Annotated in this window: 18 protein-coding genes; 10 read left to right on the top strand and 8 right to left on the bottom strand. The window is 65.4% G+C overall.

The genetic code is table 11. The features are described from left to right. Window positions 1–85 precede the first annotated feature (85 nt). Complete coding sequence (coxB, locus tag XH81_RS22135) at window positions 86–925, bottom strand: cytochrome c oxidase subunit II (protein ID WP_028139835.1); 840 nt, start codon at window positions 923–925, stop codon at window positions 86–88. 463 nt (window positions 926–1388) lie between these two features. On the opposite strand from coxB, the gene XH81_RS22130 reads away from it, so the two are divergent. The 4 genes from XH81_RS22130 (at window position 1389) to XH81_RS22115 (ending at window position 4969) form a co-directional block, all read left to right on the top strand. Next, a complete protein-coding gene (locus XH81_RS22130) occupies window positions 1389–1934 on the top strand; it encodes an invasion associated locus B family protein (protein WP_028139834.1) in 546 nt (181 codons plus the stop codon). A gap of 248 nt (window positions 1935–2182) precedes the next feature. After that, window positions 2183–3610 carry a metalloprotease TldD gene (tldD, locus tag XH81_RS22125; RefSeq protein WP_026201654.1) on the top strand — a complete coding sequence of 476 codons (1428 nt, stop codon included), beginning with the start codon at window positions 2183–2185 and terminating at the stop codon, window positions 3608–3610. After that, window positions 3607–4386, top strand: a complete 780-nt coding sequence (lepB, locus tag XH81_RS22120) for a signal peptidase I (RefSeq protein ID WP_018316360.1) — start codon at window positions 3607–3609, stop codon at window positions 4384–4386. Before tldD ends, lepB begins: the two co-directional genes overlap by 4 nt. 16 nt (window positions 4387–4402) lie before the next feature. After that, complete coding sequence (locus XH81_RS22115; RefSeq protein WP_028139833.1) at window positions 4403–4969, top strand: nucleotidyltransferase family protein; 567 nt, start codon at window positions 4403–4405, stop codon at window positions 4967–4969. A gap of 128 nt (window positions 4970–5097) precedes the next feature. On the opposite strand, the gene XH81_RS22110 is transcribed toward XH81_RS22115, so the two are convergent. The 3 genes from XH81_RS22110 to XH81_RS22100 all read right to left on the bottom strand — a co-directional run bounded on the left by XH81_RS22110 (window position 5098) and on the right by XH81_RS22100 (window position 7857). Beyond that, entirely contained in the window at window positions 5098–5676 is a 579-nt protein-coding gene (locus tag XH81_RS22110) for a PAN domain-containing protein (protein ID WP_028139832.1), read from the bottom strand. Window positions 5677–5889: 213 nt separating this feature from the next. Beyond that, complete coding sequence (locus tag XH81_RS22105; RefSeq protein WP_028139831.1) at window positions 5890–7260, bottom strand: glutamate--cysteine ligase; 1371 nt, start codon at window positions 7258–7260, stop codon at window positions 5890–5892. Window positions 7261–7359: 99 nt separating this feature from the next. Then, window positions 7360–7857 carry a MarR family winged helix-turn-helix transcriptional regulator gene (locus tag XH81_RS22100; protein ID WP_018316363.1) on the bottom strand — a complete coding sequence of 166 codons (498 nt, stop codon included), beginning with the start codon at window positions 7855–7857 and terminating at the stop codon, window positions 7360–7362. A 126-nt stretch (window positions 7858–7983) separates the two neighbouring features. Here XH81_RS22100 and gstA point away from each other — a divergent pair, with 126 nt between their 5' ends. Then, window positions 7984–8598, top strand: a complete 615-nt coding sequence (gene gstA / locus XH81_RS22095) for a glutathione transferase GstA (protein ID WP_028139830.1) — start codon at window positions 7984–7986, stop codon at window positions 8596–8598. 239 nt (window positions 8599–8837) lie between these two features. Beyond that, window positions 8838–9146: a hypothetical protein gene (locus XH81_RS22090; RefSeq protein ID WP_131233047.1), complete on the top strand. Its 309-nt coding sequence runs from the start codon at window positions 8838–8840 to the stop codon at window positions 9144–9146. Between the two features lie 315 nt (window positions 9147–9461). Here XH81_RS22090 and XH81_RS22085 read toward each other — a convergent pair whose 3' ends face one another. The 4 genes from XH81_RS22085 to XH81_RS22070 form a co-directional block, all read right to left on the bottom strand. Next, window positions 9462–11675, bottom strand: a complete 2214-nt coding sequence (locus XH81_RS22085) for an FAD-dependent oxidoreductase (RefSeq protein ID WP_028139828.1) — start codon at window positions 11673–11675, stop codon at window positions 9462–9464. Between the two features lie 151 nt (window positions 11676–11826). Next, window positions 11827–13035, bottom strand: a complete 1209-nt coding sequence (locus XH81_RS22080) for an acetyl-CoA C-acetyltransferase (RefSeq protein ID WP_028139827.1) — start codon at window positions 13033–13035, stop codon at window positions 11827–11829. Window positions 13036–13107: 72 nt separating this feature from the next. Then, on the bottom strand, window positions 13108–14898 hold the full coding sequence (locus XH81_RS22075) for an acyl-CoA dehydrogenase C-terminal domain-containing protein (protein ID WP_028139826.1): 1791 nt from the start codon (window positions 14896–14898) through the stop codon (window positions 13108–13110). 102 nt (window positions 14899–15000) lie between these two features. Beyond that, the gene (locus tag XH81_RS22070; protein ID WP_028139825.1) at window positions 15001–15384 is read right to left on the bottom strand and encodes a nuclear transport factor 2 family protein; all 384 of its coding nucleotides are present in this window, start codon (window positions 15382–15384) and stop codon (window positions 15001–15003) included. A 202-nt stretch (window positions 15385–15586) separates the two neighbouring features. Here XH81_RS22070 and XH81_RS22065 point away from each other — a divergent pair, with 202 nt between their 5' ends. The 4 genes from XH81_RS22065 to XH81_RS22050 all read left to right on the top strand — a co-directional run bounded on the left by XH81_RS22065 (window position 15587) and on the right by XH81_RS22050 (window position 22010). Beyond that, complete coding sequence (locus tag XH81_RS22065) at window positions 15587–16180, top strand: PadR family transcriptional regulator (RefSeq protein ID WP_028139824.1); 594 nt, start codon at window positions 15587–15589, stop codon at window positions 16178–16180. A 294-nt stretch (window positions 16181–16474) separates the two neighbouring features. Further along, complete coding sequence (locus XH81_RS22060; RefSeq protein ID WP_028139823.1) at window positions 16475–20008, top strand: tetratricopeptide repeat protein; 3534 nt, start codon at window positions 16475–16477, stop codon at window positions 20006–20008. A 317-nt stretch (window positions 20009–20325) separates the two neighbouring features. Further along, window positions 20326–21243 (top strand): sulfite exporter TauE/SafE family protein, encoded by a 918-nt coding sequence (locus tag XH81_RS22055; RefSeq protein ID WP_028139822.1) that lies wholly within the window; start codon window positions 20326–20328, stop codon window positions 21241–21243. Continuing rightward, the gene (locus XH81_RS22050) at window positions 21240–22010 is read left to right on the top strand and encodes a TIGR02186 family protein (RefSeq protein ID WP_028139821.1); all 771 of its coding nucleotides are present in this window, start codon (window positions 21240–21242) and stop codon (window positions 22008–22010) included. The genes XH81_RS22055 and XH81_RS22050 overlap by 4 nt, the downstream gene beginning before the upstream one ends. Window positions 22011–22093 lie beyond the last annotated feature (83 nt).

The following is a 22093-nucleotide window of genomic DNA, read 5'->3' as shown; positions in this document are numbered from 1 at the left end:
TTCAAATCCTGCCTTGCGTCCCAATCGGACCTCTGGAGGTCCCGCCCTTATGTCGCTTTCAGTCCCTCAAGCCGTCACCCGACGCCTACTGCGTCGGGCCGGCCGCGGAGGCGTAGGTGCTGGTGCCGCCGCTCGCAAATTTCTTCTTTGCCGTCTCGACCCAGGAGGCGAACTCCTGGTCATTCACGACGCGAATCGCGATCGGCATGAAGGCGTGGTCCTTGCCGCAGAGCTCCGAGCACTGGCCGTAGAACATGCCGGTCTTGGTCGCCTTGAACCAGGTCTCGTTCAGCCGGCCCGGAATGGCGTCGATCTTGACGCCGAAAGCCGGCAGCGCGAAGGCGTGGATGACGTCGGCGCCGGTGACCTGGACACGAATCACCTTGTTGACGGGCACCACCATCTCGTTGTCGACGCCGAGCAGGCGGGGCTGCTTGTCCTGCGCCATCAGCGAATCGAACTCGAACTTGCCGTTATCGGGATAGGCATAGGACCAGTACCACTGCTTGCCGGTCGCCTTGATGGTGATATCCGCCTTCGGCACATCGAGCTCGAGGAACAGAAGCCGGAACGACGGCACCGAGATGCCGACCAGGATCAGCACCGGAACCAGCGTCCAAGCCACCTCGATCAGCGTGTTGTGGGTGGTCCGCGACGGCACCGGATTGGCCCGCGCGTTGAACTTGATGACCACGACCACGAGCAGCGCCAGGACGAACAGCGTGATCAGCGTGATCAGCACGAACAGGAAGTTGTGGAACCAGATGATGTTGTCCATCACCGGGGAGCCGGACTCCTGAAGCGTCCATTCCCAGGGCTTCGGCTGCCCGAGCTCGGCAAATGCCGCACCGCCCGTCGCCAGCGTCAGACCCGCCACGGCCAATCCCAGCAAGTGCCGGCCCACCGGGCCCATCGACATCCTCATGCCGTTCGCGCTCCCCTTACGAAATCACCCCAAGTGCGCTCCCCCCTGTTTGCGGGAAACGCTTATTCGATCCGCCCGCCTGACAAACCGCCGCGCAAGAATACCTCTAAGAGGAATTGGGGCCAGATCGCTAGAACGCCGAAATCAAGCCTCTCAAACCATAATTTTTGATCTATCGCAATGCAGTCTTGAGCCCCGTCTGCCAGCGATCACCCGCAAGATATTTCCTAGTAAGATCAGACAAAAATACCGTTTGCCGGGATGCTGCCGCTTGACAGCGGAATTGCCCGCGGTAGGCACTGACAGATGGCCGCGCAGGAACCTGATTCGTGCGGGCGGCGGCGGCGCGAGGCGGCGTGGAATTTGCTTGGGAATCGCCTTCAAGACGCCGTCATTCCCGTATCAGTCCGCCAGATTAGTCCGCCAAGCGCGAGCGACCCAGGCGAGCAGAGGGACCGACCCGATGGGGCTTTCGAAATCGATGGCAAGGCTGGCGAGAAGGCAGATGACCCGCCTCCCGGCGCTGGCCAGCCTGCTGGCTGCGCTCGTCGTTCTGGCACTCCCCGGCCTCGCCCATGCGCAGGGCGCAGTCCGCTCCGTGCATGGCGACTGGCAGATTCGCTGCGACACGCCGCCTGGCGCCCAAACCGAGCAATGCGCCCTGATCCAGAGCGTGGTCGCCGAAGACCGCTCCAATGCCGGCCTGACCGTCATCGTGCTGAAGACCGCCGACCAGAAGAGCCGCCTGATGCGCGTGGTCGCGCCGCTCGGGGTCCTGCTGCCCTCCGGTCTCGGGTTGAAGCTCGACAACCAGGACGTCGGCCGCGCCGGCTTCGTCCGCTGCCTGCCCAATGGCTGCGTCGCCGAGGTCGTCATGGACGACAAGCTGCTCGGCCAGCTCCGCACCGCCAAGACCGCCACCTTCATCATCTTCGAGACCCCGGAAGAAGGCATCGGCTTCCCGCTCAGCCTGAACGGGCTCGGCGAAGGCTATGACAAGCTGCCTTAGGGGCGGCAATCCGATCGCACGTTCTTAATCCCGTTCATCCTTCGAGGGCAGCTGAAGAAGCGGCCGCCTCCAGCGACAACGGCTTCGCCGTTGCGCGGGGGTGATGGTGATGGATTGATGCTCGCGGCCAACATTTTCGACAACACCGTCGGCAATCCTATCGTTTCCGTAATGTGACGCCCCGCCCCCTCGCGGAACCGGTCCGAAACCATTATCTTGCCCCACATCTTCCGATAATGGACGGACGCATGACAAACCCTGCCACGACCTCCCTGCTCGACCGCGCCAATCTCGATCGCGACCAGGTTCGCCACGAGGTCGCACGCGGGCTTTCCGGCGCCGACGACGGTGAGCTGTTCCTGGAGTACAGCCAGACCGAAGCGCTGATGTTCGACAATGGGCGGCTGAAGCAGGCGACCTACGACACCTCGCAAGGTTTTGGCTTACGCGCGGTCAAGGATGATGCCGTGGGCTACGCTCACTCCTCCGACGTCTCGCTGCCGGCGCTGATTCGCGCCGCCGATGCAGTCGCAGCCGTACGCGGCGGCTATTCCGGCAGCTTCGCCGCGCCGCCCGCGCACACCAATGTGCGCCTTTACGGCGATGACAACCCGCTGGATGCCCCGGGCTTCGAGACAAAAGTAAAACTGCTCGCCGAGATCGACGCTTACCTGCGCGACAAGGATCCGCGGGTGCGACAGGTCAGCGTCAGCCTGGGTGCGACCTGGCAGGTCGTCGAGATCCTGCGGCCCGACGGCGAGAGCTATCGCGACATCCGTCCGCTGGTGCGCGTGAACATTTCCGTGGTTGCCGGCCAGGGCGACCGCCAGGAGAGCGGCAGCAAGGGTTATGGCGGCCGCGCCGGCTATGCCGAATTCATCGAGAGCAAGAACTGGCGCGATGCCGCCGACGGCGCATTGCGCGAGGCCCTGGTCAATCTGGAATCGATCCCCGCCCCCGCCGGCGAAATGGACGTCGTGTTAGGGGCCGGTTGGCCCGGCGTGATGCTGCATGAAGCGGTCGGCCACGGCCTCGAAGGCGACTTCAACCGCAAGAAGACGTCGGCATTTGCCGGCCTGATGGGCCAGCAGGTCGCGGCCAAGGGCGTCACCGTGGTGGACGACGGCACCATGGCCTCGCGCCGCGGCTCGCTGTCGATCGACGACGAGGGCACGCCGACCAATCGCACCGTGCTGATCGAGGACGGCGTCCTGGTCGGCTACATGCAGGACCGCCAGAACGCGCGGCTGATGAACATGAAGCCGACCGGCAACGGCCGCCGCCAGGGCTATGCCCATGTGCCGATGCCGCGCATGACCAACACCTACATGCTCGCGGGCGACCGCGATCCGGCCGAGATCCTCGCTTCGGTGAAGAACGGCGTCTTCGCTGCGAATTTCGGCGGCGGCCAGGTGGACATCACCTCAGGCAAGTACGTGTTCCAGTGCACCGAGGCCTACAAGATCGAGAACGGCAAGCTGGGCGCGCCGCTGAAGGGCGCCATGCTGATCGGCAACGGGCCGACCGACCTGCATCGCATCCGCATGATCGGCAACGACCTTGCGCTCGATACCGGCATCGGCACCTGCGGCAAGAATGGACAGGGCGTGCCTGTCGGCGTCGGCCAGCCGTCGCTGCTGATGGAGCGCATCACCGTGGGTGGAACGGGCGCATGAGCGTGGAAGAAAAGGTCACCGTCACCCCCAAGCGGAAGAGCAGCGGCTGGGGCGGGCAGATCGTTCAACTCGCCGGCATCGTCGCCGCCGTCTTCATCGCCAAGGGCGCGCTTGCCGAGCCGTTCTACGTGCCGTCGGGCTCGATGGAACCGACGCTGCTGATCGGCGATGCGCTGCTCGCCTCGAAATTCCCCTACGGCTACGGCACCTCGTCGCTGCCGATCCAGATCAGCCTGCCCGAGAGCGGCCGCGTCTTCGCGGAGACGCCGAAGCAGGGTGACGTCGTCGTGTTCCGCTGGCCCGGCGATCGCTCGCAGGCCTGGGTCAAGCGCGTCGTGGGATTGCCGGGCGATCGCATCCAGATGCGGCAAGGCCAGCTCTTCATCAACGACCGCCCCGCCGAGCTCAAGCCCGACGGCGTTGGCGCCGCCGAGGACGACAATGGCGGCAGCGAGCCCGCCTATCGCTATGTCGAGACGCTGCCGAACGGCGTCTCGCATTTGATCTTCAAGATGCGCGACAACGGTCCGCTCGACAACTCGCCGGAAGTGACGGTGCCGGCCGGCCACCTCTTCGTGCTCGGCGACAACCGCGACAATTCCGCCGACAGCCGCGTGCCGCTGCGGTCCGGCGGCGTCGGCCTGTTGCCGATCGACAATCTGATCGGCCGTGCCGATGCGGTGCTCGGCTCCTGGGATCTCGGCATACGCGGCCAGCCGGTTTACACCTGGCTCTCCGGCTTCCGGCTCGGCCGGTTCTTCACCGCCGTGCATTGAGCCGCCTCATCGCACGATGAACCGTGACGAATTCCTCGCGCTCGCGCTGAGAAATCCCGTCAACGTCACGATCATCGACGTGCTGGCGCAGCTCGATCTGCCGGATGCATGGCTGGTCTCGGGATGCCTGGTGCAGACCGTATGGAACGTGCTCACCGGCCGCCCCGTCGATCACGGCATCGCCGACTACGATGCGTTCTATTTCGATCCCGATACATCGTGGGAGGCGGAGGATTCGGTGATCCGCGCCCTGCATGAGCGGCTCGCGCATCTCGGCGCCAAGGTCGAGATCCGCAACCAGGCGCGTGTGCATCTGTGGTACCCGGCCAAGCACGGCCTGCCCTATCCGCCGCTGAGAAGCTCGAGGGAAGGCATCGACCGCTTCCTCACGCAGAACACGCAGGTCGGGGTCAGGCGCACAGGCGGTGGCTACGAGGTCTACGCGCCGCACGGGTTTGACGATGTCGCAGGGCTGATCGCGCGGCCGAATCCGGGCCCGAATTTTTCCGCGACGAATTACGAGGCGAAGGCCGCACGCTGGAAGGCGCTATGGCCCGAGCTCACGGTGAACGCGGCGGAGTGAGGTCTCGTAGGGTAGGCAAAGCGGAGCGTGCCCACGCGTCTGTCGCCGCGTCTCAGAGATCGTGGGCACGGCGCAAGGGCGCCTTTGCCCACCCTACGGCACCTGCGTCCGGGGCACGAGCACCAACGCTACCGCACCACGCCCGACGTGAAGCCCGCCTTCCTTCGCGGCGGCTTGATTTCCTTTTTCAGGAAGCAACGCGCTTCGCGCCCGGTGTAGCCGGGGCGGGCATAGGTGAAGGCGCGGCATTTGTTGTCGGCGGTGCAGGCGGCCTTGCAGGCCTCTTCGCCCTCGCCGTCCTTGAGCTCGAAATTGCGCAGATCGCCGCCGGGGCGGTCGATCGACGTCTCCACGCCCTCGACCCGCGGTTCGATCACGCCGGCGCCGCGCACACCCGAGATGCAGCAACTTCCCGGCACCCGCGCCGGCACCGTGTTCTTCAGCCAGCACACCGCCGCACCGCCTTCGACGTCGGGATAGCTGAAGCTCCACGAGCGGCAGCGGCGGTCGCGCTCGCACAGCAGCGCGCAATCCTCAGGATCGCCTGAAGCGACCGGCGTGCTGAAATAGTCGCCGCCGGGCCGGTCGAACGCAGTCTGGGCGCGCGCCGGCACACTCGCGCATGCGAGCGAAAGCAGCGCGGCGCATACCACGACTTTTGCCAAGACCTTTGCCATGACGGCGCCGGACAGGCGGCCCTTCCCCATCGGAACAGCTTTCGAGTTATTGACGACGCTCGGGTTTTTTCAGCCGGTCATTTGATCGCCGCAAACCTGTATGGGCGATGAACGGCTGAATCCCGACCGGGGGCCGACCGGCCTAAAGCGCGATGCGATGAGGATGAATCGTCATCGCGCTTCAGGTTGTTGTTTAAGCATGATCTTTTCGGAAAACCGCTGCGCGCTTTTCCGGATCAGGCTTTAGAACGCGTATTCCGCGTAGGCCGGTTCCACCGAGCCCTTCCAGGGACCGTTGAACTTGTCCAACATTTCCTCGGCCGGCGTCCGGCCGGAATCGATGATGCGGTCGAGCGGCTCCAGATGCCGCGTTTCGTCGCGGCCGAGCTGGTCGATGCGGCCGCGCCGGCGCAGGCCGGCATGGGCCAGAACGAGGCATTCCTTGGCGATCTCGAACAGATAACGGTTCTTGATCCGCGCCTTGAAGCCGAAGCGCGTCACGTCGTCGCGCAGGGCCTGACGCTCGGGCGCGCTCCAGTGCTTGACGATCTCCCACGCCGCATCGAGCGCGACGTCGTCATAGAGCAGCCCGACCCAGAACGCCGGCAGCGCCGGCAACCGGCCCCACGGGCCGCCGTCGGAGCCGCGCATCTCGAGATAGCGCTTGAGCCGCACCTCCGGGAAGATCGTCGAGAGATGGTTGGCCCAGTCCGACAGCGTCGGACGCTCGCCGGGAAGGTTGTTGTTGCGGCCGTCGAAGAACGCGCGGAACGAGGAGCCCGACACGTCGATGTATTCCTCGCCGCGCTTGACGAAATACATGGGCACGTCGAGCGCGTAGTCGACATAGCGCTCGAACCCCATGCCGTCCTCGAATGCCCACGGCATCATGCCCGACCGCGCATTGTCGGTGTCGCGCCAGATCTCGGAGCGGAAGGACAGGAAGCCGTTCGGCTTGCCTTCGGTGAACGGCGAATTGGCGAACAAGGCGGTTGCGACCGGCTGCAGCGCGAGCGAAACGCGCAGCTTCTTGACCATGTCGGCTTCGGAGGAGAAGTCGAGATTGGTCTGCACCGTGCAGGTCCGGTACATCATGTCGAGGCCGTATTGGCCGACCTTCGGCATGTAGTTGGTCATGATCTTGTAGCGGCCCTTGGGCATCACCGGGATATCGGCGCGCGACCAGGATGGCGTCATGCCGAGACCGAGGAAGCCGATGCCGAGCGGCGTTGCGATCTCGCGCACCTGTGCAAGATGCGCCATCAGCTCGCTCTGGGTCTGGTGCACGTTCTCGACCGGCGCGCCGGAGAGCTCGAACTGTCCGCCGGGCTCGAGCGATATCGCACCGCCGCCGGTGACGTCGTAGAGGCCGATGATGTTGCCCTTCTCCATGATCGGCTCCCAGCCGAGCAGGAGCTTCATGCCTTCGAGCAACGCACCGATGCCGCGCGCACCCTCGTAAGGCACCGGACGGTGGCCCTCGAGCGTGAACGGCGTCTTCTCGTGCTCGGTGCCCATGCGGAATTCGGACGGGTCCTTGCAGCCTTCCTCGAACCACGAAACGAGCTCGTCGCGCGATTGCAGCGGCGTCATATCGATCTGGTCTCGCGCCATATCAAACTCTAATCAAAAGGCGCTTCGATCGAACGCGCGCGGGTGACGGGATGGTCCGCGAACCCACCGGGCGCACGGACGAGCTGGTGTGCCGCGCGATCATCGCGACGGCGAGGTTTCGTTGACGTTGGCGACGGGCGGCAGTTTCATCTCGCCGCACGAGCAGCCCAGGCGGTCGAGCAGGCCGCTGAGCTTGACGGCATCGGCATCGGACAGTTTCGAACCGACATATTTCTCGATCGCAGCCGAATAGGCGCTCCACATCCGCTTCTGCAGCTCGCGGCCGGCTTCCGTGATCTCGACGAACTGGCCGCGCTTGTCGATCTTGCATTCGCGCCGCGAGGCGAGGCCCTCGTCGACCAGGCGGTCGATCAGGCGCGAGGTGGAATATTGCGGGATCAGCATCTGCCGTTCGAGTTCCACCGGCCTCAGCTCGCCCGAGGGAGCCCGCGACAATTCGAGCAGCGCGTCATACCATGCCAACGGCGGGAAGCCTGCCTTCTTCAGATCCTGCTCGACGCAATCGAGCACGCGGCTCTGTACCCGCATCAGGCGGATCCAGGCGGAAGTCGCCTCGGTCGATGGTTTGCGTTTCATGGTCCCGCTCAAGCTCGTCGTCCGTCTCTTACCCCATTTGATGCAGCTGCATCAATCTTGACTATTTCAAGCAGTTGCATGTAGTCGTTCTTTCGGCCGAACCAAGCGTCAAGAGGAGGAAATTCCATGAAACTGTACTATTCGCCCGGTGCCTGCTCGCTGTCCCCCCACATCGCGCTCCTCGAAGCCGGCCTGCCCTATGAGCTGGTCAAGGTCGATATCCGGGCCAAGAAGCTCGAAAATGGTGAGGACTATCTGAAGCTGAACCCAAAGGGCCAGGTCCCTGCGCTGGGCCTCGACAGCGGTGAGATCGTGACCGAAGGCCCGGTGATTGTCCAGATGATCGCCGATCAGGCATCAAGCAAGGCACTGGCGCCCGCCCATGGCAGTTCCGAGCGCTACAAGCTGCTGGAGTGGCTGAATTTCCTCACCTCGGAGGTGCACAAGAGCTTCGGTCCGATGTTCGCGCCGGCCCTGAACGACGAAGCCAAGGCTTTCTTCAGGGATCGCGTCATGGGCAAGCTGAAATATATCGACAGCCAGTTCGCCGGCCGCGACTACCTCATGGGCAAGCAGTTCACGGTCGCCGACGGCTATCTGTTCACGATGCTGACCTGGGGCGAGCGGATGAAGTTCGACCTCTCCGCGATGCCGAACCTTGCCGCCTACAAGGCCCGCGTCGAGGCGCGGCCGCAAGTGCAGGAAGCGCTGAAGAAGGAAGGCCTCGCGCAGGCGAAGTAAGACCAGCGCACGACGTTCGAGACGACGAAGAGCCGGATCGGCGATCCGGCTCTTTTGCTTGAACCAGTTGCCGAAGCCCGGACGTTCGCGAGGTCCTGGGCATCAATTTTACGAGCATTGTCGGAGTTAACAATAACTCCGCCTTGTGTGTGCGGCAGAGATCACCATCGTTGTGAGAGCAATCCAGTTGGCTCAACTTCAGCCATGTACCGCGATGCGGCCTGAACTGGGAAGCTCTCGTGACAACCGTACTCCTCCTCTTGCTCGCGAGCACGATCACCGGCGTGGCGGCGGGACTCTTCTTCCGAGTCTGGAGTCTGTTGCTGGTCTCGCCGGCGACCGCGATCCTCGTCGCAACGGTCCTTCAGACCTCGGGATTCGGATTTTGGACGGGCATTCCCATCGTTGTCGGCTGCCTGATTGCCGGCCAGGTCGCCTATTTGGCGGCGACGCGCTTTGTGCACAGAGGCGAGCTCTCAATGCAGGACGACGTCGACGGCGACCCAGGCAAGCACGGCCATCGCCATGTCGATGAAGAGAACGAGTAGCGCCAGGCCGACCCAGGAGGGGATTTTTCTGCGCCGCCGGAGGAGCCTGCGGCGCGGCCACGGCTGCCCCAGCCGCAAGAAGGGGGCGTATCTCGCGGCAACGCCGGCTGCGCTGTCTTGAAACACCGTGGGGATCATTGCGGGACACCTTCAATGCTAACGAGCCATCCGATGCATCGTCAGCAAGAGCGGTGCCAGGGCGGAGCGAGCGCGCCGGGCGGGATTTGGAGCGGCGTTTTCTCGCCATTCGGCGACAGCAAACAGAAAGGCCGGATCGATGATCCGGCCTTTTGTTTCTGCGTGGCCCGGCCCCCGTCAGGCCGCCGCCTTCTTCGGCGCGAAGCGGCCGTAGAAGGTCTCGCCCTTCGCCGCCATCTCCTCCAGCAGCTTCGGCGGCGTGAAGCGCGAGCCGTACTTCGCTTCCAGCTTGTGGCAGAGCTCGACGAACTTCTTGGTGCCCATGAAGTCGATATAGGACAGCGTGCCGCCGGTGAACGGCGCGAAGCCGAAGCCGAGGATGGAGCCGACATCGGCCTCGCGCGGATCGGTGATGACGTGGTCCTCGACCGTGCGCGCGGCTTCCACCGCCTGCACCACCAGGAAGCGCTGCTTCAGCTCCTCGATATCGAGCGTATCAGGGTCGAGCTGCTTCGGCTGCAAGGCCGAGAGGCCCGGCCACAGGCTCTTCTGACCCTTGCCCTTCTCGGGATAGTCGTAAAAGCCCTTGCTGTTCTTGCGCCCCAAGCGGCCCTGCTTCTCGACCATCTCCACCATCAGCTTCTTCTGATCTGGATTGATGGCGTTGGGGCCGAGATCGGCCTCCGTCGCCTTCATGATCTTGAGGCCGAGATCGAGCGCGACCTCGTCGGAGAGCGAGAGCGGGCCGACCGGCATGCCGGCCATCTTGGCGCAGTTCTCGATCATCGCGGGCGGCACGCCCTCGAGGAACATCTCGTTGCCTTCGGCGACGTAGCGGCCGACGCAGCGATTGGCGAAGAACCCTCTGGAGTCGTTAACGACGATCGGCGTCTTGCCGATCTGCCGGACGTAGTCGAGCGCGGTCGCGAGCGCGAGGTCGCCGGTGTTCTTGCCCTTGATGATCTCGACCAGCATCATCTTCTCGACCGGCGAGAAGAAGTGGATGCCGACGAACTTGCCTTGGTCCTTGAAGCTCTCGGCCAGGGAGGTGATCGGCAGCGTCGAGGTGTTCGACGCGAAGATCACGTCCGGCTTCATGTGCTCCTGCGCCTTGGCGAAGGTATCAGCCTTGACCTTGCGGTCCTCGAACACGGCCTCGATGACGAGGTCGACGTCCTTCAGCGCCGCATAGTCCGCGGTGGGCGTGATGCGCGCGAGCAGCGCTTCGGCATCCGCGGGCTTGGCCCGGCCCTTCTTGATCTGATCCTCGATCACCTTCTGCGCATGGGCCTTGCCCTTGTCGGCGCTCTCCTGGTCGCGGTCGATCAGGACGACGTCGAGGCCGGCGCGGGCCGAGACGTAGCCGACGCTCGCGCCCATGAAGCCGGCGCCGATCACGGCGATCTTCTTCACCTTGGTCGCAGGCACGTCCTTCGGGCGGCGCGCGCCCTTGTTGAGCTCCTGCATCGACAGGAACAGGCTGCGGATCATCGCGGCCGCTTCCTTCGAGCGCAGCACCGAGGTGAAGTAGCGCGACTCCACCCGCAGCGCGGCGTCGATCGGCAACTGCAGGCCCTCATAGACGCAGCTCATGATGGCGCGCGCGGCCGGATAATTGTCGTAGGTCTCGCGGCGATAGATCGCGTTTCCCGCCGGGAACATCATCATGCCGGCCTTGGAGAACACCGGGCCGCCGGGCAGCTTGAAGCCCTTCTCGTCCCAGGGCGCGACCGCCTTGCCGCCGCCCTTGATCCAGTCCTTCGCGGCCTTGATGAGGTCGGCGGCGGGAACGATGGCGTGGATCAGGTTCAGCGCCTTCGCCTTCTCGATCGTGACCGGATCGCCCTTGAGCAGGATCGTCATCGCGTCCTGTGGCGGCACCAGGCGCGGCACGCGCTGCGTACCGCCGGCACCGGGGAACAGGCCGACCTTGACCTCGGGCAGGCCGAGGCGGGTCTTGGGATTCTCCGCGGCGACGCGATAGTGGCAGCACAGCGTGATTTCGAAGCCACCGCCGAGCGCGAGCCCGTTGATCGCGGCCGCCCACGGCTTGCCTGACGTCTCGATCGAGCGCAGCACCAGCGAGAAGCGGCGGCTCTGGTCGAACAGCATCTGGTTCGCGGCGGTCTCGCCCTGCTCCTTGAACACCTTGGCGTAAGCCTGGTTCATGCCTTCGAGCATCGACAGGTCGGCGCCGGCGCAGAATGCCTCCTTGGCGGAGGTAATGACGACGCCCTTCACCGCGGCATCCGCGGTGGTCGCCTTGACGATCGCGTCGAGCTCGTTGGTCGAGGTCTCGTCGAGCACGTTCATCGAGCGGCCCGGGATGTCCCAGGTAACGAGCGCGATGCCGTCGGAATCGGTCTCAACCTTGAAATTCTTGTAAGTCATGTTGGTTGCTCCTCGGTGCCGCAGCCGATCTCAGGCGCGGCGGTTGACTTGAGATCTCGTAGGGTGGGTTAGCGAAGCGTAACCCACCACGGTCTTTCGCTGCGGAGACAGAAGAGGTGGGTTACGCCTTCGGCTAACCCACCCTACGGACCTACACCCGCTCGATGATGGTCGCGGTGCCCATGCCGCCGCCGATGCACAGCGTGACGAGGGCGGTGGACTTGTTGGTGCGCTCGAGCTCGTCGAGCACGGTGCCGAGGATCATCGCACCGGTCGCGCCGAGCGGATGGCCGAGCGCGATGGCGCCGCCATTGACGTTGATCTTGGCGTTGTCGATGTCGAAGGCCTGGATGTAGCGCAGCACGACCGAGGCGAAGGCCTCGTTGAGCTCGAACAGATCGATGTCCGACTTCTTCATGCCGGAGCGCGCGAACAGCTTTTCGGTGACGTCGACCGGGCCGGTCAGCATCATCGCGGGCTCGGAGCCAATGTTGGCGAACGCACGGATTTTTGCACGCGGCTTCAGGCCGTATTTCGCTCCCGCCTCCTTGCTGCCGAGCAGCACGGCGCCGGCGCCGTCGACGATGCCCGACGAGTTGCCGGCGTGGTGCACGTAATTGACGCGTTCGATCTCGGGGTGCGACTGCAGCGCGACACCGTCGAAGCCGCCCATCTGCGCCATCATCGTGAACGACGGCTGCAGCTGCGCCAGCGACTGCATCGTCGTCGAGGGACGCATATGCTCGTCCTTGGCCAGGATGGTGAGGCCGTTGATGTCCTTCACCGGGACGATCGATTTGTCGAAGCGGCCTTCCTCCCACGACTTCGCGGCACGCTGCTGGCTCTGCACGGCATAGGCATCGACGTCGTCGCGCGAGAAGCCGTATTTGGTCGCGATCAGATCGGCCGAGACGCCCTGCGGCATGAAATAGGCCGGCACCGCCATCGAGGGATCCATCGGCCACGCACCGCCGGAGGCGCCGATGCCGACGCGGCTCATCGATTCCGCGCCGCCGCCGATCACCAGCTCATGCTGGCCACTCATCACCTGCGCGGCGGCGAAGTTCACGGCATCGAGGCCGGAGGCGCAGAAGCGGCTGATCTGCACGCCGGGCACGGCTTCGCCGAGACCTGCCTTCAGTGCGGCAAAGCGCGCGATGTCGGAGCCGGCTTCGCCGACCGGATCGACCACGCCGAGGATGACGTCGTCGACGGAATCCTGCGGCAGGTTGTTGCGGTCCTTCAGCGCCTTCAGCGGCACGGTGGCGAGCGCGAGCGCGGTCACTTCGTGCAACGAACCGTCAGCCTTGCCGCGGCCGCGGGGGGTGCGGACGTGATCGTAGATATAGGCATCTGCCATGGGAGCCTCCTGATTGCAGTTATGTTGGTGGCGACCGCGGCGCGGTCGCAATCATTGGTGAAGCGGGAAGCCTCAGAACGCTTCCGCCGGCAATTCCATGATGGTGGCGCAGCCGGCCTGGATGCGCGCGAGATTGGCGGCGGTCTCCGGCAGCATCCGCTCCATGAAGAAACGACCGGTGACGAGCTTGGTGGAGAGATAGGGCGTGGCCCCGCTCTCGGCAATCTTGGCATTCGTCACCTTCGCCATCTTCGCCCACATGTAGCCGAGCGCGACGAACCCGAACAGATGCAGGTAATCAGTTGCGGCGGCGCCGGCATTGTCAGGCTTCGCCATCGCGTTCTGCATCAGCCAGGTCGTGGCCTGCTGGAGATGGCCGAGCGAGGCCGAGAGCGGCGCGATGAAGGGCTTGAGCGCCTCGTCGCCGCCGTTCTCCTTGGCAAAGGCCATGACCTCGCCGAAGAAGGCCATGATGGCGCGGCCACCGTCGCGCGGCAGCTTGCGGCCGACGAGGTCGAGCGCCTGGATACCGTTGGCGCCTTCATAGATCATGGCGATGCGGGCATCGCGCACGAACTGCTCCATGCCCTGCTCGGCGATGTAGCCGTGGCCGCCATACATCTGCTGCGCCTGCACCGCGTTGGCAAAACCGTAATCGGTGAGGAAGCCCTTCAGCACCGGCGTCATCAGGCCCATGTGGTCGTCGGCGGCCTGGCGGTCCTTCGGGTCTTCGGAGCGATGGGCGACGTCGCTCTTCAGCGCGGTCCACATCACGAAGGCACGCGCGGCTTCGTTGAAGGCGCGGATCGAGAGCAGCGTGCGGCGCACGTCGGGATGCACGATGATCGGGTCGGCCTGCTTGTCCGGCGCCTTGACGCCGGTGAGCGAGCGGCCCTGGATGCGCTCGCGGGCATAGGCGACCGCGTTCTGGTAGGCGACCTCGGACTGCGCGAGGCCCTGCACGGCGACGCCGAGCCTCGCCTCGTTCATCATCACGAACATGCCCTGCATGCCCTTGTTCTCTTCGCCGATCAGCCAGCCGGTGGCGCTGTCGTAGTTCATCACGCAGGTCGAATTGCCGTGGATGCCCATCTTGTGCTCGATCGAGCCGCAGACGACGCCGTTGCGGGCACCGACTGAGCCATCCGGATTCACAAGGAACTTGGGCACCACGAACAGCGACACGCCCTTGATGCCGGCGGGTGCGCCCTCGATGCGGGCGAGCACGAGGTGGATGATGTTGGAGGCAAGATCATGCTCACCGGCCGAGATGAAGATCTTGGTGCCCGTGATCTTGAAGCTGCCGTCGGCCTGGCGCACCGCCTTGGTGCGGAGCATGCCGAGATCGGTGCCGCAATGCGGCTCGGTCAGGTTCATGGTGCCGGTCCATTCGCCGGCGACCATCTTCGGCACGTAGGTCTTCTTCTGCTCGGGCGAACCATGAACGATCAGCGCCGCGGTCGCGCCCATGGTGAGGCCGCCATACATCGAGAACGCCATGTTGGCAGAGATCTGGAATTCGTTGACGGCCTGGCTCAGCGTCACCGGCAGGCCCTGCCCGCCGAACTCGGTCGGCGCCGACAGACCGAGCCAGCCGCCTTCGGCGACCTGCTTGAACGCGTCCTTGAAGCCCTTGGGCGTGGTGACGTTGCCGTCATCAGTGCGCTTGCAGCCTTCGAGATCGCCGACGCGATTGAGCGGCTGCAGCACCTCTTCGGCGAGCTTGGCGGCTTCACCCAAAATGGCTTCGCGCACATCGCTCGACGCATCGGAGAAGCCGGCGAGATTGTCGTAGCGGTCGATCTGGAAGACGTCGTTGAGCAGGAAGTTCACGTCTTCGACGGGGGCTTTGTAGATCGGCATTGCGGTCTCCCGGCATGGGCTTGAAGTGGTGGAATTCTCTGAACGGTCCTGCGGCGCAGCTTTGCCCGCGAGCTTAGCGGGTTCTGCAACCTCAGGGCAGGGTCATGATTGGGCGGCCAACTGCTCCGCCATCAGACGGTGCAGCATGTTGATCGCCTTGAGCGGACGCACCATCACCTTGAAATGCGTGATGCGTCCCTCGGCATCGAAGCTGATGATGTCGACGCCGTTGATCTCGATGCCGTCGATCATGGTCTTGAATTCGAGCACGGCGCCGCGCTCGCGCGTCCACTCACCGACATAGGTGAAGCCGGGGCCGCCGAGCACCTTCTCGGCGCTGGAAAGGTATTTGAATGTGATGTCGCGCCCGCGCTGCGGCGAATGCACGACGGGACTTTCGAAGACAGCGTCGGGATGAAGCAAGTCCCAAAGCGCGGTGCGGTCGTGGGACTTCATGTAGCCGTACCAGGAGTCGAGGCCGGTCATTCTCGGGTGCCTCCCTAAAGGCCTTGGCAAAAATCTCGAAAACAACCCCATGCACAGTAGCGTGCTGATTGATTCCGCTGGGTTTTTCGGGTCGGATCTTCAGCCCGTCCCTGATCGCCTCATATGCACATTGACGCATATGCGCCAATGCGCATAAAGTCAAGCCGATTGGTTCGGGTCGAAGAGAAGAAGGAGGCCGGTCATGGCACTGGGCGACGCAATCCTCGCATGCCTGACGGAACGCCCCATGACGGGCTACGAGCTCGCCAAGACATTCGACTCCTCGATCGGCTTCTTCTGGAAAGCCGACCACCAGCAGATCTACCGCGAGCTCTCCAAGCTGCGCGACCGCGGCCACATCCAGGGCCGCGAGGTCGTGCAATCGGGCAAGCCCAACAAGCTGGTTTATACGCTCACTCCGGAGGGGCGAACAGCGCTGCGGCACTGGGCCGCGCGACCAAGCACGCCAGCCTCGACCAAGGACGATCTCCTGGTCCGCCTCCATGCGCTCGACAGCATCGACATCGAGCCGCTGCGCACCGACCTGATGGCCCGCCTGGAGCACCACCGCGACCGCCACGCCAATTACGAACGCATCCTGAAGAAGCGCTTCCCGGAGGGAACGGCGGAAGGCCGGCTCGATCTCGGCAACCTGCTCCTGCTCCGGCTCGGCGCCCGTCACGAACAGATGGTCGCCGACTTCTGCGAAGAGGCGCTCGATGCGCTGTCGGCGATGACCGGCAAGGCCACGGTGGTGCCGCTCGACGAGGGCAAGCGCGAGAAGGGCGGAGGCTAGTAGCCGCCTCCTCACCGTCATGGCCGGGCTTGTCCCGGCCATCCACGACCTATCGCGCGACACCGAAGAACGTGGATGCCCGGGACAAGCCCGGGCATGACGAGCATCGTTGGTTCCCCCCGCCCAACTTTAAGACACCGGCGACGCGTTCCTTAACCCGTTATTTACCGTAACAGGAAAAAGTCGGTTTTCGAGGCAGACGACCCGCGCCAAATCCGATTGTCTTTGCAACCGGCACGCGAGGGAAGGCTGGAGGCGCCGGGTGGGGCGCCGGAGTCGGAACCGGACAGAGTCATGAATTCGCGCGTATCGTGGAGTGTTGACGGCATCGATCCATCCGTCCGGGAGCGGGCCGAAGCTGCTGCGCGTCGCGCCGGCATGTCACTCAACGATTGGCTGAACTCCACCCTCGGCGAGACTGCTCCCCCTAACTTTCGCGAATCTTACGACCAGCGTCCGCAAGCCCCGCACGTTCAAACCCGGGGACCGAGCCAGGAAAGCCGCGAAGTCGCCGACATCCACCAGCGGCTCGACGCGATCACCCAGCAGATTGAACGGATCTCCAAGCCCGCGCAGCGCCAAGACTCTTCACGACAGGATTCGTCCCGACAGGATTCGTCGCGACAGGACCCTTCGCGGCCAGGCGCCTCGCGCGAGCAAGGCGTCGCGCGCCAGCTCAACGATGCGATCTCGCGGCTCGATGCGCGGCTGTCGCAAATCTCCCGGCCGCAGCAGCCTCAACCGCAGCAGCCCCCGGCTCAGCGCCCGGCGCCGGCCGACACGCGCCAGCGCCAGGCCGATGCGGTCGAGCGTGCGGCAGCGCAGGTCTATCGCAACTCCCCGCCCCTCAGCCCCGCCTCGTTTGACGTCGCCGTCGCCGAGATCACCGCGCGGCAGAGCGAGCTCGACGGCTTCACGCCGCGGCAAATGCCGCCGCGCGCCGCGCCCTCGATCGCGCCCAATGCTGCTCCCTGGGCCGCTCCTGTCGCACCTCCGATGGCGCCACCCGCGCCTGCCTATGCTCCGCCGCCACCGCAGCCGGGGCCGGATTTTTCCGCGCTCGAGCGCCATCTGCTCAAGATCACGAGCCAGATCGAGTCGCTGCAGCGGCCCGACAATACCGAGCAGGCGATCAACGCCTTCCGCAGCGAGCTTGCCGAGATCCGCGCCGCCATCACCGAGGCGATGCCGCGGCGCGCGATCGAATCGATCGAGAACGAGATCCGCTCGCTGCACCGCCGGATCGACGAGACGCGTTCCAACGGCACCGACGGCCAGGTCCTGTCGGGCATCGAGCACGCGCTGTCCGACATCAAGCAGGTGCTGCGCACGCTGACGCCGGCCGAGCAGCTCACCGGCTATGACGAGGCGATCCGCAATCTCGGCGCCAAGCTCGACCTGATCCTGCGCGCCAATGACGATCCCTCGACGGTGCGCCAGCTCGAAGGCGCGATCACGGCACTGCGCGGCATCGTCTCCAACGTCGCGTCCAACGAAGCGCTGGCACGCCTGTCCGAAGACGTGCAGCTGCTGTCGTCCAAGGTCGACCAGGTCACCCGCGCCTCCGGCCAGGGCGACAGCTTCGCGGTGCTGGAGCAGCGCATTGCGGCGCTCACCGCGGCGCTGGAAACGCGCGAGCGGCCGCAGCCGGCCGAGAGCACCGAGCACCTGGAATCCGCAATCCGCGCGCTGTCGGACCGCTTCGACCGCATGCAGGTCGGCAACGATTCGGCCTCGACCTTTGCGCATCTCGAACAGCGCGTCTCGTATTTGCTGGAGCGGATCGAAGCCGCCGCCGATCCGCGCAACGGCAATTTGAGCCGCGTCGAGGACGGGCTGCACGACATCCTGCGTCACCTCGAGCGGCAGCAGGCGACCTATTCCGCGCTGGCCGAGAGCCGCAGCTCCGCAGCCCCGGCCGATTCCGGAATGGTCGATCTGGTCAAGCGCGAGCTGTCCGACATCCGCTTCAGCCAGGCCGAGACCAACCGCAGCACGCAGGATTCGCTCGACGCCGTCCATAGCGCGCTCGGCCATGTCGTCGACCGCCTCTCCATGATCGAGGGCGATCTGCGCGCGGTGCGCACCGCGCCGCCGGCCCCCGCGCCAATGCCCATGCCGATGGCCGCTCCCATGGAGCCCGCGCCGCCGATGGCGCGCGAGCCGCGGCCGCAAGCCCAGCAGCAGCCGAAATACGATCCGAAGCCGGAGCTGCCCAACCCCGCCGCGCAGCAGCAGGCCCACGCGCCGCAACAGGCCCAAGGCGCCTTCGCCCAAGCCGCTTTCTCCGCCGCGCCGCGTGAATTCCATGCCGCCGCCCCTGCCGCGCCGCCGCCGGTGCCATCGGCACCACCGGTGCCGCCGCGCGCGATCAGCGAGATCCTGGAGCCGCACACGGTCCCCGCGCGCACCGCGCTCGCGCCGGAATTACCGCCGGATCATCCGCTCGAGCCGGGCACACGGCCGGGCGGACGCCTCGCCACGCCATCGGAGCGCATCGCCGCCTCCGAGAGCGCGATCAGCGACATTCCCGCTGCGCCGAAAGAGCCGGTGTCGTCGTCGAGCTTCATCGCGGCCGCCCGCCGCGCCGCCCAGGCCGCCGCCGCGCAGCCGGAAAAGCCGGCGCGCGGTGCCAAGGGTGGTGCGAAGGCCGGCTCCGATCGCGGCAAGGACAAGGGCAAGGACGGCAGCTCGACCATCACCTCGAAGATCCGCTCGCTGCTGGTCGGCGCGAGCGTGGTCGTCATCGTGCTCGGCACCTTCAAGATGGCGATGAACCTGCTCGAGGGCAGCCCGCCGCCCGCGCCGCAGGCCATGGACAATACGTTGAGCCAGCCCGCGCCGCAGGCCGCACCGCCACCGTCGGTGATCGAGAACAAGCCGGCCACGCCCGAGCAGGTCACGCCATCGATGACCTCGCCGACGCCGATCGGACGGCAGTCCCAGAACAACGCCGCGCCGGCTCCCGCCGCCAATTCGGGCAACTCGGCCTCGGTTGAAATTCCGCCGGCGCCCGCCGCCTCTGTGCCGCCGCCTGCCGCGAGCAGCGACGTCACCGGCGCGCTGTCGGGCACGAGCCGCGCCAAGCTCAGCATGATCCAGGTGCCGCCGAGCGAAAAGCTGCCTGACGGCATCGGCGGCCCGGTGCTGCGCACCGCCGCGATGAAGGGCGATGCGACCGCGGCCTACGAGATCGGCTTGCGCTTTGCCGAAGGCAAGGGTGTCGCCACCAATTACGACGAAGCGGCCAAATGGTACGACCGCGCGGCGCAGGCCGGCGTGGTGCCCGCGACCTTCCGCCTCGGCACGCTCTACGAAAAGGGGCTCGGCGTGAAGAAGGACGCCGACATCGCCCGCCGCTACTACACCCAGGCCGCCGAGCGCGGCAACGCCAAGGCGATGCACAATCTCGCGGTGCTCGACGCCGACGGCGGCGGACGCGGCGCCAACTACAAGAGCGCGGCGCAATGGTTCCGCAAGGCCGCCGATCGCGGCGTTGCCGACAGCCAGTTCAACCTCGGCATCCTCTATGCCCGCGGCATCGGCGTCGAACAGAACCTCGCCGAATCCTACAAATGGTTCAGCCTCGCAGCTGCCCAGGGTGATGCGGACGCCTCCGGCAAGCGCGACGACGTCGCCAAGCGTCTCGACCCGCAATCGCTCGCGGCCGCCAAGCTCGCGATCCAGACCTTCAGCGCCGAGCCGCAGCCCGACGACGCCGTCAACGTTCCGGCCCCGAATGGCGGCTGGGACAGCGCGCCGCAGGCGAATGCAAAGCCGGCGCCGAAGCAAGTCGCGACCAAGCGCTCGGCCTCCGCAGCACATTAAGGGCGGTTTGGTACGCTTTCACTGTCGTCGCCCGGCTTGACCGGGCGACCCGGTATTCCAGCGACGTCGGTTGGATACGGAGAAGCTGCGGCGTACTGGATGCCCCGGTCAAGCCGGGGCATGACAGCGGCGAATGTGGCGGAATCCTCGCCTCACAGCGAAGCAGCGATCTGATCCCTCTTAGCCCATTCACCACGCCCGAAATTCCCGGTCCCTCCCAACCGCAAATTCCGCTATTGAGGGGCGCGGCAACCGTTCCGACCTTCCCGCGAGCATTCCGCGACAATCGATCCGTCTCGCCGGCGTATGGTTCTTCGATGCAGCTCTATCTTCCGATCGCCGATCTTCCCGTCAACGTCTTCCTGGTGCTCGCCATGGGCGCCGCGGTCGGCTTCGTCTCGGGGATGTTCGGAATCGGCGGCGGCTTCCTGATGACGCCGCTGCTGATCTTCATCGGCATCACGCCGGCGGTCGCGGTCGCCTCCGTCACGAGCCACATTGCAGCCTCCTCGTTTTCCGGCGCGCTGTCTTACTGGCGGCGGCGCGCGATCGATCCGGCGCTGGCGAGCGTCCTGCTCTGCGGCGGCGTGACCGGCACGGCGCTCGGCGTGTGGACCTTCACGCAGCTTCGCGCGCTCGGCCAGCTCGATCTGATGATCGCGCTCTCTTACGTGGTGCTGCTCAGCACCGTCGGCAGCCTGATGTTCTCGGAAGGCCTGCGCGCGCTGATGCGAACCCGGCGCGGCGCGCTGCCGCCACGCCGCACCCACAACTGGATCCACGGCCTGCCGCTGAAGATGCGCTTCAAGCGCTCGAAGATCTATCTCTCGGTCATCCCCGTGGTGATCGTCGGCATCATGATCGGCTTCATCGGCGCCATCATGGGCATCGGCGGCGGCTTCATCCTGGTGCCGATCATGATCTATCTGCTGAGGGTGCCGACCTCGACGGTGATCGGGACCTCGATGGTCCTGACGCTCGTCACGATGCTGTTCGCGACCATGCTGCATGCGGTGACCAATCACCTCGTCGACGCCGTGCTGGCGCTGATCCTGATGGTCGGCGGCGTCACCGGCGCGCAATTCGGCGTCCGCGCCGGGCAGAAGATCCGCGGCGAGCAGCTGCGGCTGCTGCTCGGCCTCCTGATCCTCTCGGTCGGAATCCGCTTCGCGATCGAGCTGGTGATCCGGCCGGAGGATCTCTTCACCATCCGCGAGCTGGGGGTGAGCGGATGATGCGCGCAGCTCTCGCACTCCTGCTCGCCCTGCTGCTCGGATCAGCCGCGCGCGCCGAGCGGCTGATCGTCTCGGTGTCCAACCACCGCGTCACGGTGACACCGAACTATTCCGGCGAGGAGCTGGTGCTGTTCGGCTCGGTGGAGAAGGACGCGACGACGCCCGCCGATCGCACCGCCTATGATCTCGTCGTCACCGTGATGGGCCCGCGCGCCGACATGATGACGCGGCGCAAGGAGCGCACCTTCGGCATCTGGATCAACACCGACTACCGGCAGTTCCTGCAGGTGCCGAGCTATCTGGCGCTGTTCGCCAACCGTCCCTTTGAGGCGATCACCTCGCCCGAGATCGCGCGGCGGCAGCAGATCGGGCTGAACAACGTGCTGCTGACGCAGCGGGTCGGCGGCGATTATGCCGACGTGGTGCCGAACGACGCGTTCCGCTCGGCCTTCATCCGCCTGCGCACCCAGCGCGGACTCTATCGCGAGGATCCGAGCGCCGTCACGTTCCTGACGCCGACCCTGTTTCGCACCGGCATTCCGCTGCCGGCGGAGGTGCCGATCGGCACCTACGAGGTCGAGATCAGACTGTTTGCGAACGGCGCGTTCATCGGCAAGACCGAGACCGCGTTCGAGATCGTCAAGGTCGGCTTCGAGCAGTTCGTCGCCACCACCGCCAGGCAGAATGGGCTGATCTATGGCCTCGTCACCGCCGCGATGGCGCTGATGACGGGATGGATGGCGTCGATCGTGTTTCGGAAGGATTAGCCGCTGTCATTCCGGGGCGCGCGCAGCGCGAGCTCCGGTGCGCAATTGCGCACCTGAGAATCCATTCATCCGCGGAGTTGGTG

The organism is Bradyrhizobium sp. CCBAU 25360, assembly GCF_028128695.1.
GTDB lineage: Bacteria > Pseudomonadota > Alphaproteobacteria > Rhizobiales > Xanthobacteraceae > Bradyrhizobium > Bradyrhizobium ottawaense.
This window is presented reverse-complemented; position numbering and strand designations above follow the sequence as displayed.